We start from the raw sequence: 16195 nt of genomic DNA on the forward strand, positions 1-16195 counted from the left end.
AGAACCATGGCATTGAGAAAGGACAAAAAGAAGGTTGTCGGCGAACATTTCGATGACGATCGCATTCGCAGTTTTCTAAATTTTGAGGCTCCCCCGGGGGTAAATCCGGATTTTCATATTCTGGAAAAGGCCTACCGGGGCATGATTCCGGAGAATTTTGCGACCTTTGTTAAGTTTTTTGTTGAAGCCGGCCGGGACATCAATGCGACCGATCCCAGCGGCACGACGCTTTTGCAGCAAGTGGAAACCCATCGTTACGGGGACGACTACGCGCAAGCGCTAAAGGCTGCTGGAGCCAGGTAGCGCCGAAGCGAATCTGTTTGACAGTGTGGGACATCCCCGCATGAAGATCGGAATTGGGCCTAAGATTGGAGTTTTTAATCCGTTTCGAGCCGGAGAGGGGTCTCCCAAAAGGCCCACCCCCGTCCCAAACGGCTTCAGAACTGAAACCTAGACCGACCGTAGAATTTACCTCGGGATAGGCAGGAACCAACAACTTGAATTTGCTTCAATCCGGCGGATTCACAGCTCGGGTTTTGGTCCGACAAATTGGAGTTCTTAATCCGTTTCGAGCCGGAGAGGGGTCTCCCAAAAACGCGGTGAATACATCCCTGTAGCTCCCTCGCGGGGTCCCTCCCGCGAGGGTTTTGGGAGACCCCTCTCCGGCTCGAAACTACCATCGCAGAGTCGGCGACACCGTGGTTCTACCGTTTTAACTACCGCAGAACCGGCGACACCGCGTTTTTAGGGCCTGGAAGATACCGTAGACTTCCTGATACTCCGATGGGAGTTTGGGGCGGGGGTGGGCCTTTCGAAACCCTCGCGGGAGGGACCCCGCGAGGGAGCTCCAGGGATGGATTCATGCGTTTTCGAAAGGCCCACCCCCGCCCCAAACGGATTCAGAACTGAAACCTAGACCGACCGTTGAATTTACCTCGGGATAGGCAGGAACCAACAACTTGCATTTGCTTCAATCCGGCGGATTCAAAGCTCGGGTTTTTGGTCCGACAAATTGGAGTTCTTAATCTGTTTCGAACCGGGGAGGGGTCTCCCAAAAAAGCCCACCCCCGTCCCAAACGGATTCAGAACTCAAAACCTCGCAGCAACAAAAAAGCTGGGTTGAAATCGGTCCAAGAGAGTTCCAAACTCAGCCCTTACCGTTTCGGTCCGGAAAAAATCCATGAACACCCCAGGCAACTTCCTCAACGGCACCCGCTACCTTATGGAAGGGATGAAGCTCCTGAACCACCCCAAACTGCGGTTGTTCGTACTCGTCCCGATACTCGTCAACACCTTCCTGTTTATCATTCTCACCACCATCCTCATCCGCCAGTTCGGCGACATGCTGGACTGGTTCATGGAATGGCTGCCCAACTGGCTCGACTTCCTCGCCTGGGTCATTGGCGTTCTCGTGGCGCTATTCGTCGTGCTCATTTACGGATACAGCTTCAGCATGATCACCAACGTGCTCGCCGCACCCTTCTATGGCTATCTTGCTGAAAAAACCGAACAACTGACCACCGGCCGTACGCTCGACGGAGAATCCCTGCTGGCCATGATTCCCCGCACCGTCGTGCGGGAACTGCGCAAGCTCTGGTACTTTCTGTGGCGCAGCCTGCTCATCCTCATACTCACCTTCATCCCCCTTATCGGCCCCCTCATCGGCCTGCTGTGGGGCGCCTGGTCCATGAGCATCCAGTACAGCGACTACGCAGCGGACAACCACCAGACGCCCTTCGGGGCATTGAGGGATAGATTGGGGAGCCGGCGCGGATCCGCGCTCGGGTTCGGAGGCATGGTCATGCTGGGAATGATGGTGCCGGTGCTCAACATCTTCATCATGCCGGCAGCGGTTATTGGCGGAACCCTGTTCTGGGTCCGGGAACTGGAATAAATCCGGAGAGAGGAAGCGGGCACGATGCGGAACTCAAGAAGCCCCGCATCGCACCTTTGGTTGTCAGAAGTCGATAACCTTAACTGCGACGTCGCGGGCGATTTCCGCCGCCGCTTCGCCCTCCACCGCCGCCGCGACGCTGTCGCGGGCGGGGCGGAACCTTCACCTCCGGCGGCGGCACCAGCAGCTCTTCCGGGGGCTGAGTGCACTTCAGGTCGGCGCCAAGCAATTCCTGAATGGGCATCAGGCGGAAGGCGTCCTCCTCACAGGCGAAGCTGATCGATGTTCCGAGTTTGCCCGCGCGGCCGGTTCGACCGATGCGGTGTACGTAATCCTCCGGCTCCTCTGGCAGATTCAAATTCACAACGTGGCTGATGCCATCAATATGAATACCGCGGCCAGCCACATCGGTCGCTACCAGAACCTGGATCTCTCCCGACTTGAAAGCGTCCAGCGTGCGGACCCGCTGCTTCTGCTGGATCTCTCCGGACAGAAGCCCGACGGAAAAACCGTGGGCTTTGAGCTTGTCGTAAAGATCCCGGCATTCGTCCCGGCGGTTCGAGAATACGATCAGGCTGTCTACATCATCCTGCTTGAGGATGTTGTACAGCAACGTGTACTTCTCGTCTGTCGCGGCCAGATATACGTGCTGGGTTACCGTGTCTGTGGCAACGCTTTCGGGCTCGATCTCAACGGTCACCCGGTCAACCGTCCACTGGTCTACCAGGTTCATGACGTCGGGGCTGAATGTAGCCGAGAACAGCAGAGTCTGGCGATGGCTCTTGGGTGGGGTCTTCTGGATGATCCGACGGATCTGGGGGATAAAGCCCATATCCAGCATGCGGTCCGCCTCGTCGATGACGAGCACTTCAATCTGGTCCACGTGGGCATCGCCATTGCTGCAGAAATCCAGCAGGCGCCCGGGCGTTGCCACCAGGATATCCACCAGCCGGTCCTGCAGGTCCCGCTGCTGCTTGCCGTAGTCCATGCCGCCAACCAGAGTATGAACTTCCAGGTCCGTGTAGCGGGTCAGGGCCTTGGCATCTTCGGCGATTTGCAGGACCAGCTCGCGGGTGGGTGCAATGATCAGCGCTCGCGCCTCTCCGGCGTAGCGCTCCTGCTCCAGCGGGTGCTTCAGCAAATCATCGATGATGGCCACCAGAAATGCGGCTGTCTTGCCGGTACCCGTCTGGGCCTTGCCCACCAGGTCCTGTCCGTTCAACGCGTAAGGCAGCGATTGGGCCTGGATCGGGGAGCAATACTCGAAACCCAGATCGGCAATGGCGTGCATCACCTCGACCGGAAGGTCCAGGTCGTGAAAGCGGGTTTTGCCGGGGACTTCCGGCACCGGAAACTGGCTGATGTCCCACGGACGCCGCGAGCCGCGCTTCTTTCTCGGGGCGCCCTGCTTGCGCGGGGCATTGGGACCTTGTGATTTCTTCTCAGGCTGCTGCTCGCCGGTCGGGCTGCTTTCAGCCCGGGCTGATGGGGCGTTGCCCCCTTCGGTCTGGGATGAGTTCATTGGACTGTTCTGGCGTCTGCCGCCTCCACGTCTGCGCTTGCCGCGCTCCGCGGAACCGTTTCCGCCGCTCGCTGCCGCTTTGTTCTTGTTGTCGGATTCCCTGCTCTGGTCCGTCTGCTGGCGCGCTGCGCCGTTCGGGTTTCGGCGGCGGGAGCCGCCTCGCCTCGAGCGCCGGCCCGGTCCGCCGTTACGGTTCTGCCGCTCCTGATCGGGCTGGCCCTGAGGGCCGGAGGAGGAATGTGATTCGGGGGTGTTTTTACTGCTTTTGAATAGCCTGCCTAACAAAATGACTTCCCAACGGTTGCTTCTGAGTGGCGCCCAGGCGCCGAGGCCCCGCCAGAGTGCGGGCTGCGCGAAAGTCTGGAGTATAGCATGGGAGCTCCGGGCGATGAAATTGACTGCTTGTGTGACGTCCAGGCGCGCCCAACGTTCCCCGAGTGGGCTCCGGACGCGGTATCAAGAGCAACTCACCGGGCAGAATCCGCAGCGAAGAAGTAGCGCATGCGCGATCGAGCGCTGGCAACCGTTCGGCCCCCTTCCAGGCGCGGACGGAAGGTCAACGCTTCGAGATCATCGATGACCTGGCGTTTGCGTGCCCCATCCAGAGAATCCGGGACATGCAGGTCCGCAACACCGCCGCGCCCGCGTGAGACCCGGGCGAGGGACGAACGGGGATGGCGGGTGCGCATCCGCCGGCCGCGCAGTTCCGCGGTGAAGACCAGATCCACGTGTTCCCGGGCCTCTCCGGCATCCATATCCCCGAAAAAATCTTCCCCCGGAAGTTTAAGCCCGGCAAGCCGGTGAGGTCCCGCAAAGTAGTCCTCCAGCCGCAGCGCATCTTCCTCCCCCTTCTCATCCTCCCCCTTCGGCCGGTCGGTTACGGCCGGTTCAGGTGTCCGTGGGACCCGGTCCTGAAACTCCGCCACCGGGATCACCCGGGGGCGGGAGAAGAATGCGTCCAGGACGCTCTGCTCGATATCGAGAGCGGACAGGTCCCTGTAGGTTTGCTCATAACTTCGCCGCGCCCTTCCGGGTCGCCCCATCAGGAGCTCCCAGTCGGCCAGATGAAGCCGGGCCATGGCCGCGGTTTCCGTGGCGCCGTCTCCCTCCGCAGTAGCAATGGCAGTCCGCAGCAGGCTGCGACCTTTGCTCAGTTCGGTGGAGATAAGGGGCCACGTGACTTCGTTCGTTGTCAGAGCCCGGTCCGCCGCCCGCGTGCTGAACACCGTCTCATCCCGGTATGTGGCAGGCGCCTCCCGCTCCACCAGCCGTCGCCCGGTCGCCCCGTATTCGTCAATCGCCACGGCCTTGAGGTAGTGCACCAGCGCACGGTGATACAGAGCAGGTACCAGCTCCGCGTGCCCCGCCTGGGCTTGAGACAGCAGATCCATACGCTGCTCGGCCAACTCTTCCAGTTCCAACAGGATGCCGCTCTTGTCATCTCCGGGCGCCAGCGCGATAAAACGAAGCTTCCAGTCGAACAGGCGTCCGACACTTTGGGCAAGACGGACGGGGTCCTCTTCATGAATGCGCTGACTGAGCCAGTGACGGTACTCCTGGCTTTGATCAAGGCCAGCCCAGGCGGACTGGGCCGCGAGTTCGTCCATGATGTTCTCAACAATGGGAAGGTGACTCTCGTGGTAAAAACCGTTATTGATCCGGTTTACGTGCAGAAGGCGGGTATAGAGTTGCAGAGCCTGATCGTGTTCACCTTCTTCACTGAACAGGTTGGCCAGCGCGCGCAAAGGCTCCACCAGTTGGAAATCAAACGGCCCCGAATCCTGTTCAATTCTTTGCAGCGCTTTGAGGTAATCATCCCGGGAACTCTGTGGGTCGGGGTCGTTCGCAGCAAACACTGCGGACGCGCTCACCAGTAGAGCGCAGAGCGATGGTAAAGAAATCAAAAGATGCCTGGTCATGGCTTTTCCATTGTGATCGGGCATGTCCGTCGCGGTCTCCCGCTGAGAATTGCGGCAGATCGGGAATTATGATTACATCCCGCTGCGGGTCGCGCAATTGCTGCCAGTGCCATCGAGCGCAGGCACCCCCGCCGGTGCCCCTCAGGGATACCACAGACAACCATAACTATAACAGCCAGCCGGGGAAAGCCCCGTAGCCACTCAGCCCTCAATCAATAAGAACCTTATGAGATTTTTCCCTACGAAGAAGTTGTTCGTGTCATTGGGCATCAGCGCCCTGAGTCTCTTTCTGCTGTCGTGCGCAGAGCCGCTGCAAAGCAATAGGCCCTACGTACTGACCACTGCCACCACCGGCGGCACCTACTACCCGGTGGGAGTGGCGTTGGCGACGATCACCAAATCCCGGCTGCAGCATACCCACGGCATTTCCCTTGCCGCGATCAGCTCCGCCGGCTCTCTCGAAAACATCAAACTGCTCCGGGACAACCAGGCCCAGTTTGCACTCCTGCAGGGGATTTTCGCCGCCTGGGCGTGGCGGGGTGAAGGCCCGATCAGCAAGCCGCAGCCAAACCTTCGCAGTGTCAGCGCCATGTGGCAGAACGTGGAGCACTTTGCGCTGCTGACGGAGCACGTCCGGGGCGGGACCATCGCCGATCTCGCCCACCTCAATGGCGAGCGCTTTGTGCTGGGCGCGCGGAATTCCGGAGCCGAACAGACCGGCCGCTACATTCTCGATCAACTGAAAATCGACTACGCGCGCAAGTTCAATTTGGCGTATATGGGCTACGGCGCCACTGCCGACGCCATCCAGGACGGCAACATCGTGGGCATGAACATTCCGGCAGGTGCGCCGGTCAGCGCCATCACCCGAGCCTTTGCCATCCTTGGGGAGGACATCTCCCTGCTGGGCTTCACTGAAGAGGAGCTGGCCGCCATCAATGGTAAGTATCCGCTGTGGGATTTCTATGACTTTCCCGCCGGCACTTATCCGAATCAAACCAGGGCCGTCCGCTCCATCGCCCACCCCAATGTGCTGGCGGTGAACGCCGACGTGCCGGAGGAAGTGGTCTATCAGATTACCAAAACCATCTGGGAGAACCTGAGCGCGCTCAACGACATTCACAAAGCCACGCGGGACATGAAGTTCGAGATCGCCATCAAGGGCCTCGGAGCACCCCTGCATCCCGGCGCTATTCGCTATTATCGCGAACGCGGTTTGCAGATTCCCGCCGAGCTGATCGTCGACCCGGTTCCCGAAGTCGGGACGGCAGCAACCGCAACCCAGAATAACCAAGAGCCTGCCCAATGAACTCTACTGCGATCAAATGGGCGGCCTTTCTCTTCGCTCTGCTTCACGTGTACAGCAACGTGTTCGCTTCCCTTTCGGAACTCTGGTTTTCCGCCATTCATTTCGGCGGCTTCGCCGCGCTTTGCGCGCTGGGTTTCCACAAGGCGCCCCCAGCGGTTGGAGTGCAAGGACACCCGAGCGGAGGTCTCGAGCGGTTGACCAATATCCTGCTGGCCATTCTGGCGCTGGCGGTTCCCGCGTACCTGATTCTTTTCGAGAACGCGCTGTACGCCAGGGAAGCGGAATTCATCGGGTCCGATTACCTGATGTCCGCACTGGCCGTGCTGCTGGCCATGGAGTTCACTCGCCGCACCAGCGGTCTTTTCATGCCCGTTCTGATCATGATCAGCCTGGCCTACATCCTCTTCCTCGGGCGCTACGTTCCGGGAGTCTTTTCCTTTCCCGGCCTGAGCCTGGAAACCGTGCTCTACCGAAGTTATTTCAGCAGCGAAGGCATGTTCGGGATGGTGGCCAATATTTCCGCCACCTACGTCTTCATGTTCATCCTGTTCGGCGCGTTTCTGTTGCGGTCGGGGGCCGGGGACTTCATCGTCAAGCTCGCGAACTGCCTGGCTGGGCGCTTTACCGGCGGAGCGGGCATGGTGGCGGTCGTGGGTTCCGGCCTGATGGGTTCTGTCACCGGGTCTGCAGTGGCCAACACCGTATCCACCGGTGTCATCACGGTTCCCATGATGACGCGCGCAGGGTTCACCCCCAAATTTTCGGCCGGCGTCGTGGCCTCCGCGTCCACGGGCGGCCCCCTGATGCCGCCGGTGATGGGTGCCGGTGCCTTTGTCATGGCGAGCTACACCCAACTGCCCTATCTGCAGATCATTGCCCTCTCCACCCTGCCAGCCGTTTTGTACTTTCTGACGGTTGCCTTTTTTGTGCGTATCGAGGCCAAGCGCCTGGGCCTGGAGCCCAAAGAGACGGAAGAACATGAGCGAATCGGGCGGGTACTGCGGGAGGGCTGGGCCTTCATCATTCCCCTGCTGGTACTGGTTGCCATGCTGGTGATTGGCTATACCCCGATCATGGCCGCAGCCATTGCCATCGGCGCCGTGGTGGTTGTTTCCTGGATCACCCCCAGGCCCATGGATGGACGACAGTGCTTTGAGGCAGTTCTGGACGCGGTCCGTACCATGATCCCCACCGCATTGCTACTGGTTGCGGTCGGGCTCGTGATCAACGTGGTCAACACCACAGGTATTGGCAACTCTTTCTCTTTCATGATTGTAGAGTGGGCCCAGGGGAACCTTTTCGTCACTCTGGTGCTGGTGGGGCTGGCCTCTCTGGTGCTGGGAATGGGGCTCCCGGTCACCGCCTCCTATATTGTGCTCGCCACCCTTTCGGCGCCTATCATTTTTGACCTGATCAGCCAAAGCCAACTGCTTGCCGTATTGCGCGCTGGCGACCTGCCCACCAGCGTGGAGGCGACCATCGACCTGTTCGGTGGCGATCCGGTGGTGGCGCTGAAGGAAATGCCACTGGAAATGAAGCAACTGGTGCGCGAGCAATTGTTGGATCCGGGCGTGCTTGGGGCCATGCTCCTGAGTGCTCATCTGATTATTTTCTGGCTGTCCCAGGACAGTAATATCACCCCACCGGTCTGCCTGGCCGCTTTCGCTGCGGCGGGAATTGCCGGTACCAAACCGATGGCCACTGGCCTGACGGCCTGGAAGGTTTCAAAAGGTTTGTACCTGGTGCCATTATTGTTTGCCTACTCACCGCTGGTAAGCGGTAGCTGGCCGGAACGGATCGAGGTCTTTATCTGGGCCTGTTTCGGGCTCTACGCCCTGGCGGGTTTACTGCAATGGCATCTGGAAAAGCCCTTGAACCTGCTCAGCGGCGCACTACTCCTAGTGAGCGCGATCTGTCTGAGCTGGGCCCCACTCAATATGGGCTTTCACATTGGCGGAGCTGTGATTCTGGTGGGGATAATCGTCTGGCAAAAGCGCGGTAAGCGGGCGCCCGTCGCGGCCCAGACCGGTTAGCGGATACGGGGTGTCCTCCAGCCGGTTGAAAAGGTTTTGGGGCACCTCCCGGACTACGATACGGGCGGCCCGCCCGCCAGATGCCAGCGCGTGGCCTGATTGCCATAACGTGCAAGAAACGCCCGGAAGTTCTCGTCCAGTACTCCGCGACCCTTGGCCAGTTCCACAATATTCAGCGAACCGGCGGTATTGAGTTCGTAGAATACCGGCCCACGGGAGGACAGGCCCACATCCCAGTGTTGAAATCGAAACCCCGGAAACGCCTGGGCGGCGTTTTCCAGCACCGATTTCAGCTTCTCCCAATCGGGAATCTGCTCACCAACCAGATCGCGTCCACCAGGAAGGCGCGGGTTGATCTGCAACCTGGTGTAGGCGCCGGACACAACCCGACGCACTTTACCGGTCTCTGTGTCCACATCGGCGATCCAGTTGCCTGTCTTGCCGTAGACGAAGTTGTCCACGAAGTTCCCTTTTGCCGGCAGCTTCCAGACCAGACGAAACAGCCTGGGGCCTTCGTCTGCTGCGAGCATGATGGCACGGCAGCCACTGACGGCGCCGCCGCAAATGTCCAGTGTGTCCGGATGGGGCTGCAAGGCCTCCTGAAAGAGAAAACCCCACCCTTCCGGATCCACGAGCCCCTCGATGAACTGCTCGGGGGACAACTCCCCCCCGGTAGCCAGTTGAAGGCGATCGCTGCGTCCGTCGTAGGACTCCACCCGTAGGCAGCCTTTGGCAGACCCACCCTTGATGGGCTTGCAGAATATTGGATACGGAGCGCCACGGAGGAAGTCGGCCAGCTCCTCCTTGTGGCGATACACCGGAACGTTCCCCATGGTCCGCCGGTAACGACAGGCGACCCCATAGAGTGCCGGCTGGGGAATGCCGCAGGCGGAAAACACCGCGGACATGACCAGCTTGTCCGTGACAATGGCGTCCCAGTGAGGGCTGTTGAGTTTTCTATGCAGTTCGATGGTCTGGGTAGTGCCGCCAAAGCTCTCCAGATCTACATCCCCGTAAAGCTTTCGGTTGCCAAGATTCATCAGGAAGTAATGAGCGGCACTGAGCTTTGCTTCGCTGCTGCGCAGACGAAGAATTTCGCGCACCTGCTGCCACAATGGTTTAGCCCCGGGGGCGGTCACTGACGCCTGGAACTGGCCAAAGCGTTCCAGGGCGCGCCGGTAGATCGGTTGCATCGCATAGTCCCTTCTTTCGTTTTTCGAGCACCTCATTCGCCAGAGTCGACTTCCTCCCATCGGTTCCCGACACTGTTCACAGGGCGAAAGCAAGGCATTGGCGTCCACACTGCGTCACGGTGCAGCTGCCACCTCGATCGCATTCCCTCGAGAGAGGTTTTTCCACGCCGCCGATTCCCCTGGCGGCGTTCGTGCCCTTCCAAGTTTCGGGCCACCAAGCTGGACTCTCGGCGACCAGGTTCGGAAACAGGGAAATCGGTGATGGTCGTCCTTTTCCTATTGGTCGCCTCGCAACCGGAATGCAATCACATAGCCTCCTTCCGGATCTTCCTCTCCGGCCGACTGGGTTCTCGCTCCCCCGGCACCGGTGCGGCCCCAGACCGGTGTGGTAATGACCAGCGTCTGACGTTTGGAGCGTGGCGAAAGATAACTCATGGGCGTGGCCTGTGCCGTGGTGGGGAGCCGGTAGCTCCACACCTCCTCGCCGGTTTTTACGTTCACCGCGTGCAGCGTGCTGTCCATGGTGCCACCAATGAAAATCAGGCCGCCCCGGGTGACGATGGAGCCGGCGCTGAGGGGCGTTCCCACGGGAATGGGCAGGCCCAGCTTCAAGCCCAGTGGGCCACTGTCGTTGGCGTTGCCGATGGGCCGCTTCCAGACCATCTGCCGGGTTTTCAAATCCACAACCGCCAGTACGCCGTACGGCGGTTTCAGGCAGGGAACCTCCAGCGGCGACAGGAACATGCGGGTGGATGCTCCATAGGGCGTACCGAGTTGCAGTGATCCCTCGGCGCCCGCGTCCATCTCCGCACGCGGAATGAGCCGCAACTGGTTGGCCATGATCATGGGGCTGGCAATCATCAAGTGGTTGGCTTCATCCACCGCGACACTGCCCCAGTTGAAGCCACCCGCATTGCCTGGAAACTGCAGGGTGAGCCGGGTGCTGGGGGGAGTGAAATGGCCTTCGTAGCGCATCTTCCGGTATTCGATGCGACACCACAGCTGGTCGAGCGGGGAGATGCCCCACATGTCTGCCTCACGCAGGTCCTCACGGAAGTGCGGCATACCCACAGAGAAGGGCTGAGTGGGCGAGGTCCAGTCCTCGGGCACACCCCCCTGGGGGACGAGCCGCTCCTCCACCTCGGCGATGGGCTCACCGGTGACGCGGTTCAACATGAAGACTTCGCCGCGCTTGGTGGGCTGCAGGAGCGCCGGCACCACCGAGCCGTCTTCGGCGGGAAGGTCGATCAGAACCGGCTGGGAAGGCACGTCGTAATCCCAGATGTCGTGGTGAACCGTCTGGAAGGACCATTGAACCGAGCCATCCTCCCCGTCCAGTGCCACTACGGAGCTGGCGTATTTTTCGGAGGCTTCCTGCCGGTGCGCGCCGAAATAATCCGGCGTTTCGTTACCGGTGGGGGCATAGATCCAGCCCCGCTCTTCATCGACGCTGAAGATACTCCACACATTGGGCGTACCGCGGGTATACACCTCGCCCTCCGGCGGCTCGGTGTTGATTCCCGGCCGCCCCATGTCCCAGGCCCAGGAGAATTCTCCGGTCAATGCATCGAAGGCACGCACAACCCCGGACGGTTCCCCCACTTCGCGATTGTCGAGGACCCATCCACCGACCACCGCGTTACCGCGGACAATGGCGGGCGGCGAGGTGACGAAATAGTAGATGGGTGCTTTCAGGCCCATCTTGCGCGTCAGATCCACTGCGCCGTTTTCACCGAAGTTTCGGCAGGCTGCTCCAGTGTGGGCATCGATGGCAAGCAGGCGGGCGTCAGCGGTTGCGGTCAGAATCCGTTCGGGACACTCGCCCTGGTAATCAGCCGGCGCCCGGTGGTAGGACACCCCACGGCAGGTGGTAGTGAAGTAGCGGGCGGTGTCGAGGTGAGCCGGATTGATTTGCGGATCGAAGCGCCAGCGTTCACTGCCGTCTTCAGCATCGAGGCCCAGCACCACGTTTCCGGCCCCGCAAACGTAAAGCATGTCATTGACCTGAATGGGAGTACCCTTGGCAACTCCACCCAGACCAGTGCGAACCTTCCAGGCTACCTCCAGATCGGACACATTCTCCGCCGTAATCTGATCCAACGGCGAGTAGCGTGTGCCTGCACGGGTATTACCGTAGGCGGGCCAGTCGCCCCGTGTGTTCGCCGGGCTTTGCGTGTCGGCGGTTCGCATCGCAGAGGGAGCGTCAGGCCGCGCGCTGACTATGAACGGCCCCGCCAGCAGGAGCACCACCGCCGCGCTTCCCAACCATGAGGCAGGGCCCGCCAACAATGGCGGCGGGTTCCCGGAATGGAGTGCGGCTCGCACCCAGGGCATCAGCAGGTAAAGGCCCAGAACCATCAGCGGCAACAGGCGCGGCGCGAGCGCCCAGCCATCGGCCCCCACTTCCCAATAGCTCCAGAGCAGGGTCGCCAACAACAGTCCCCCGTAGACCCAGGATCCGGCCGGCCTGTGCTGCCACAGCAAGACGGAGCTGATCAGCAGCGCGAATCCGGCGAGCAGGTAGTACCAGGAACCCCCCAGGGTAATCAGTTGCAGCCCCCCCAACAGCAGGGCGGCCGCCACAATGGCGAGCAGGAAGGCAAAGAGGCGAAGGGAAATGGACTTGCGCATGAAGAGACCTTTTTTATTGTTAGCGTGGCGCCGAAAGAAGCGCTCCTTCTATGTATAGCAGAAATGCCAAGGGGGGCTGAATCGATCACAACATTTAATTGCCTCGGCCTTCCTGTGACTCCGCAGTATCGGTTGCAAGTTTTACAGTGTGGACCAGTGAAGCTTTTTCGCACCCACTCTGGCGAGACCCGCACCCCAGGGGGCACGCAATGCAGCCCACTCTTGGCCGAAGGCCAACCGTTCGCGAGAAACCACGGACTGGAATGGGTCTTGCTCAATCGCGGTACACGACGGAACGAAAACTTCACAAGAAGTTAAGGAGAGTATATGAAAGCCCCCCTCATACTGGCGGCCGCAGGTCTGGCGTTTTTTCCTCTCAGTGGCATGGCCATTGAAGATCTGAGTGATACCTGGGTCGAGGTGGACTGGGTCAACCTCGACATTGACGAGTATGGAGATGATGATTTCATCGACCTGGATGATGGCGACGGCATCGCGCTGCGCGGTTCCTATGGTTTCGATACCGCGCCGGTGGAGTTTATCGACAGCTGGTTTCTGTTTGTCAACTACATCGAAACCGAATCCGATGCGACTTTTGTGGACGATTTCGGCCTGCTCCAGCCAGCAGACACGGATGTAATCAAGTTCGACCTGGGCGCGGGGTTCAACATGCCGCTGAACGACATGTCCCAGATCGTGGTGCGCATCGCCTATTCCGACATCGATATTGACGACTTCAACATCGGCGCATCCGATACCACGTCCATCAGTGATCTGGGAGATGATTCGTCCGACGGGTTCTACCTGGATGGATCGTGGCGCGCGCAGATCAGTCAGAATGTCGAGGTCTCTGCCGGGCTGCGCTACACGGACATCGAGGAAACTGATCAGTTCAGTGTGATCGGCAACGCGCTATTCGAGATCACCGAGAACTGGGGCGTGAATGTGTCGGCAGATGTCGGTGACGAGCTTACAACCATCGGCATCGGCGCCCGCTATTCCTTCTGACTGGGTGTTAAACCCGCTTTAGTCTGTTCCCTGCGAATGCCCGGAGTTTTCCGGGCATTCCTGCGCCCCCTTGACCGGTCCGCGCCACAGCTCTAGCATTCGGCCACCATACAAGATCAAGCGCCGCTGCTATGAACCTTCTCCTGATCCTGGCCGTTCTCTTTACCTTGCTATTTATCATTGTCACGGTGCTGGAAAAGTACGGGAAACGGCATTCCGGTGAGGAGACGGCGAAGTGGAGCCGCTTCATTTTTCCACTCATCGGGCTCATCATGGTCCTGCAGGCCCTGCGTTATTTTTTCGGCGGCTAGCACGGAGTTCAGAAACCGAACACGCCCATGAAGCCGAGCAGAAACGCATAGCGCAGGCCCTTGCCAATTCCGGTGAGCAGGAAAAACAACCAGAAGTTGACCCGCATGATTCCGGCAATAAAGGTCAGCGCGTCCCCGCCGATAGGTGCCCACGCCATTAACAGGGACCACACCCCGTATTTTTGAAACCAGCGCTGGGAACGCCCCAGTGAGTCTTCCTTGAAGGGAAACCAGCGCCGGCTCTGAAAATGAAGCAGATAACGCCCCATGACCCAGTTCACTGCCGAACCCAGTGTATTGCCGCTGGTGGCAAACACCCACAGCAACAGCGGATCGTAGCCTTGGCTGAGCAGGCCGGCGAACAACAGTTCCGAATAGGCCGGCAGTATGGTGGCCGCGAGGAAGGCGATTCCGAACAGGCTGAAGTAGGCTTCCACTCACGCCCCCTTTCGCATGTAAGCGGCAGCCCGGGCCTGGCCCACCAGGTAGGCAAAGAGCTGCTGCTGTTCGCGAATCTGCGGCAGGTATTCCGGATGCCACTGTACACCTATTGCAAGAGCGGATTCGGAGCCAGGCCCCGTTCTATACTCGATCGCCTGCACCACCTGTGCCTCATCCCGGGCCACAATATCAACCCGGCGACCCAGGTCGGCAATGGCTTGATTGTGCAGGGCGTTGACCCGGCAATCGAAACGTCCAAGAATCCTGGAAAGACAACTGCCCTCGGCCAGCACGATGCGCTTGCGGGGCAGCAGACTTCGTACGTGAGGCACCTCGTCGTAGAACTCGGCGATGTTCTGATGGAGACTGCCACCCAGCACGACGTTCAAGAGTTGAGCGCCCCGACAGATTCCCAGTACTGGAATTTCGCGGTCCATCGCCTCGGCGATCAATCGTTTTTCCAGTACATCCCGGTCCGGGTCGTAGCCCTGACGAAACTTCACCGCAAACAGGATGCGCAGGAGAAACAGGACAAAGGAGATCAGCAGGTCGAGGATCGGGCTGCCCTGACGCCGGTTCTCCTTCATATCGGCGAACGGAGTTTCGCCGTAATGACTCGGTTCGATATCGCTGCCGCCGCCAATGACCAGACCGTCCACAGCGTTGATGGTCTGGGGTTTGCGCGGAGTGATGCGAAGCGCCCTCGCGCCGGCGCGGTTCAGAGCCAGACGAGTCATCAACCAGGCGGGGGTGCCGCCCCGGTTGGGCCCGGTAACTCCTATGATCGGCCTTTTGCTGATAGACAGTCCCCTCTCTTCTATTCCGCCTGCACCGACTCGGCAAACTGCCGTACTCGTTCCAACCACGGTACACGATGGCTGAGGCGGAATCTTGCCTGTTCCTGTTGCCACGCATTCAGAAGATCCTGACGTTGCGCGCGGTCAAAAGCCAGCACTTCCACCAGTTGCCAGCGATTCCACTCGTCCTCCAGCTTCCACCCGGGCTCACCGACCCGGCAATCCGGTAACCGGTAGTGATAAGCGGGGCGGCCCTTGATCAGGGAGCGTTCGCTCTCTTTTACATGTGCCAGCACGCCGTCAGGATCCAGCTCCACGAAGATCGGAAGCATGTCAAGACTGCGGTTGCGAGTCGGGTTGTATCGCAGATAATCCCTGATCAGGCCCTGCAGGTCCGGCTGGTAGAGAGGGTCCAGTACCATTTCCATGTAGGCCTTGGGAAAGGGGTCGATGTACTTGGTAAAAAATCGCCTTGTGAAATCGGTACCGGCATCCTCGATTATCCAATCGCTGAGCAACAGAAAACTCTGCAGATAGGCGAGCAGGGATTCGCTGGATGCAGATGGAATCGAGGGGTTCATGTGCAGGCCGAACGCATAGTAAATGGACATCTGCGTGCCCTCCCCCTCCACGGATTCGATGACCTGGACAATCTGGTGAAGGCTGGCGAGTTCGGTCATGGGGATCGGTCCCGTGACCACTTCGCAGGGAATCAGTTGACGACTGAGATGATCGACGCTGCGCTCCCAGCGTTCGCCTTCGGAGCCCGGCGAGAAATCGACGCCCACGCTACCGAGCCAGTCCCGGTAGGCCAGTGAGGTCAGCAACCGGGTATCCCGCTCGACTTTCAGGCGCCCGAGCGCGGAGTCGTTCAGCACGGCTTCAAAAGAGCTGCGCATTTCCACGCGGCCACCGAGCCGCGCCGCAAGCGCTTCAGCGAGGGTCTTCACCCCCACGTTCCCGACCTCGAATTCAAAGCCGACCCGACGGACTTCGCCCTTGTCGTCCTCCACCTGCGGCGGCAAGCGAAACGATCGTGTCATGAAAACTTTCCGGTTCCAGCGAGCCCGTTGGACGTCCAATATATGAGGAACAGTCCTGCCTCAGCCAGGGGGTTGATGCAAGACGCTCGCCACC

Annotated in this window: 13 protein-coding genes; 6 read left to right on the plus strand and 7 right to left on the minus strand. The window is 59.9% G+C overall.

The window, feature by feature from the left end:
* Positions 1–6 precede the first annotated feature (6 nt).
* Complete coding sequence (locus tag ACURWW_RS11935) at positions 7–303, plus strand: PA4642 family protein (protein WP_445616882.1); 297 nt, start codon at positions 7–9, stop codon at positions 301–303.
* Positions 304–1180: 877 nt separating this feature from the next.
* Positions 1181–1894: a sulfate transporter CysZ gene (cysZ, locus tag ACURWW_RS11940; protein WP_445616883.1), complete on the plus strand. Its 714-nt coding sequence runs from the start codon at positions 1181–1183 to the stop codon at positions 1892–1894.
* A gap of 79 nt (positions 1895–1973) precedes the next feature.
* Here cysZ and rhlB read toward each other — a convergent pair whose 3' ends face one another.
* A complete protein-coding gene (rhlB, locus tag ACURWW_RS11945) occupies positions 1974–3416 on the minus strand; it encodes an ATP-dependent RNA helicase RhlB (RefSeq protein ID WP_445616884.1) in 1443 nt (480 codons plus the stop codon).
* Between the two features lie 467 nt (positions 3417–3883).
* Complete coding sequence (locus ACURWW_RS11950) at positions 3884–5272, minus strand: tetratricopeptide repeat protein (protein WP_458618490.1); 1389 nt, start codon at positions 5270–5272, stop codon at positions 3884–3886.
* Positions 5273–5561: 289 nt separating this feature from the next.
* On the opposite strand from ACURWW_RS11950, the gene ACURWW_RS11955 reads away from it, so the two are divergent.
* Positions 5562–6644, plus strand: a complete 1083-nt coding sequence (locus tag ACURWW_RS11955; RefSeq protein WP_458618491.1) for a TAXI family TRAP transporter solute-binding subunit — start codon at positions 5562–5564, stop codon at positions 6642–6644.
* Positions 6641–8677, plus strand: coding sequence for a TRAP transporter permease (locus ACURWW_RS11960; RefSeq protein WP_445616887.1), 2037 nt, complete (start codon positions 6641–6643; stop codon positions 8675–8677). Before ACURWW_RS11955 ends, ACURWW_RS11960 begins: the two co-directional genes overlap by 4 nt.
* 53 nt (positions 8678–8730) lie before the next feature.
* Here the strand turns inward: ACURWW_RS11960 and ACURWW_RS11965 are convergent, their stop codons facing one another.
* Together ACURWW_RS11965 and ACURWW_RS11970 are read right to left on the minus strand one after the other, a co-directional pair.
* On the minus strand, positions 8731–9870 hold the full coding sequence (locus tag ACURWW_RS11965; protein ID WP_445616888.1) for a sugar-transfer associated ATP-grasp domain-containing protein: 1140 nt from the start codon (positions 9868–9870) through the stop codon (positions 8731–8733).
* 276 nt (positions 9871–10146) lie between these two features.
* Complete coding sequence (locus ACURWW_RS11970; RefSeq protein WP_445616889.1) at positions 10147–12501, minus strand: membrane-bound PQQ-dependent dehydrogenase, glucose/quinate/shikimate family; 2355 nt, start codon at positions 12499–12501, stop codon at positions 10147–10149.
* Between the two features lie 327 nt (positions 12502–12828).
* Here ACURWW_RS11970 and ACURWW_RS11975 point away from each other — a divergent pair, with 327 nt between their 5' ends.
* Positions 12829–13509 (plus strand): outer membrane beta-barrel protein, encoded by a 681-nt coding sequence (locus ACURWW_RS11975; RefSeq protein WP_445616890.1) that lies wholly within the window; start codon positions 12829–12831, stop codon positions 13507–13509.
* Between the two features lie 131 nt (positions 13510–13640).
* Positions 13641–13820 (plus strand): hypothetical protein, encoded by a 180-nt coding sequence (locus ACURWW_RS11980; RefSeq protein WP_445616891.1) that lies wholly within the window; start codon positions 13641–13643, stop codon positions 13818–13820.
* Between the two features lie 8 nt (positions 13821–13828).
* Here the strand turns inward: ACURWW_RS11980 and ACURWW_RS11985 are convergent, their stop codons facing one another.
* The 3 genes from ACURWW_RS11985 to ACURWW_RS11995 all read right to left on the minus strand — a co-directional run bounded on the left by ACURWW_RS11985 (position 13829) and on the right by ACURWW_RS11995 (position 16101).
* Entirely contained in the window at positions 13829–14257 is a 429-nt protein-coding gene (locus ACURWW_RS11985; RefSeq protein ID WP_445616892.1) for a YqaA family protein, read from the minus strand.
* Entirely contained in the window at positions 14258–14998 is a 741-nt protein-coding gene (locus ACURWW_RS11990; protein ID WP_445616893.1) for a gamma-glutamyl-gamma-aminobutyrate hydrolase family protein, read from the minus strand.
* A gap of 80 nt (positions 14999–15078) precedes the next feature.
* Positions 15079–16101 (minus strand): amidoligase family protein, encoded by a 1023-nt coding sequence (locus tag ACURWW_RS11995; protein ID WP_445616894.1) that lies wholly within the window; start codon positions 16099–16101, stop codon positions 15079–15081.
* Positions 16102–16195 lie beyond the last annotated feature (94 nt).

Source organism: Gilvimarinus sp. F26214L (genome assembly GCF_054401055.1).

Excerpts from the sequence above, each read along its gene's own strand:
- ACURWW_RS11935 (WP_445616882.1), top strand. The coding sequence starts at position 7 with ATGGCATTGAGAAAGGACAAAAAGAAGGTTGTCGGCGAACATTTCGAT.
- cysZ (WP_445616883.1), top strand. The coding sequence starts at position 1,181 with ATGAACACCCCAGGCAACTTCCTCAACGGCACCCGCTACCTTATGGAA.
- rhlB (WP_445616884.1), bottom strand. The coding sequence starts at position 3,416 with ATGAACTCATCCCAGACCGAAGGGGGCAACGCCCCATCAGCCCGGGCT.
- ACURWW_RS11955 (WP_458618491.1), top strand. The coding sequence starts at position 5,562 with ATGAGATTTTTCCCTACGAAGAAGTTGTTCGTGTCATTGGGCATCAGC.
- ACURWW_RS11960 (WP_445616887.1), top strand. The coding sequence starts at position 6,641 with ATGAACTCTACTGCGATCAAATGGGCGGCCTTTCTCTTCGCTCTGCTT.
- ACURWW_RS11965 (WP_445616888.1), bottom strand. The coding sequence starts at position 9,870 with ATGCAACCGATCTACCGGCGCGCCCTGGAACGCTTTGGCCAGTTCCAG.
- ACURWW_RS11970 (WP_445616889.1), bottom strand. The coding sequence starts at position 12,501 with ATGCGCAAGTCCATTTCCCTTCGCCTCTTTGCCTTCCTGCTCGCCATT.
- ACURWW_RS11975 (WP_445616890.1), top strand. The coding sequence starts at position 12,829 with ATGAAAGCCCCCCTCATACTGGCGGCCGCAGGTCTGGCGTTTTTTCCT.
- ACURWW_RS11980 (WP_445616891.1), top strand. The coding sequence starts at position 13,641 with ATGAACCTTCTCCTGATCCTGGCCGTTCTCTTTACCTTGCTATTTATC.
- ACURWW_RS11990 (WP_445616893.1), bottom strand. The coding sequence starts at position 14,998 with ATGACTCGTCTGGCTCTGAACCGCGCCGGCGCGAGGGCGCTTCGCATC.
- ACURWW_RS11995 (WP_445616894.1), bottom strand. The coding sequence starts at position 16,101 with ATGACACGATCGTTTCGCTTGCCGCCGCAGGTGGAGGACGACAAGGGC.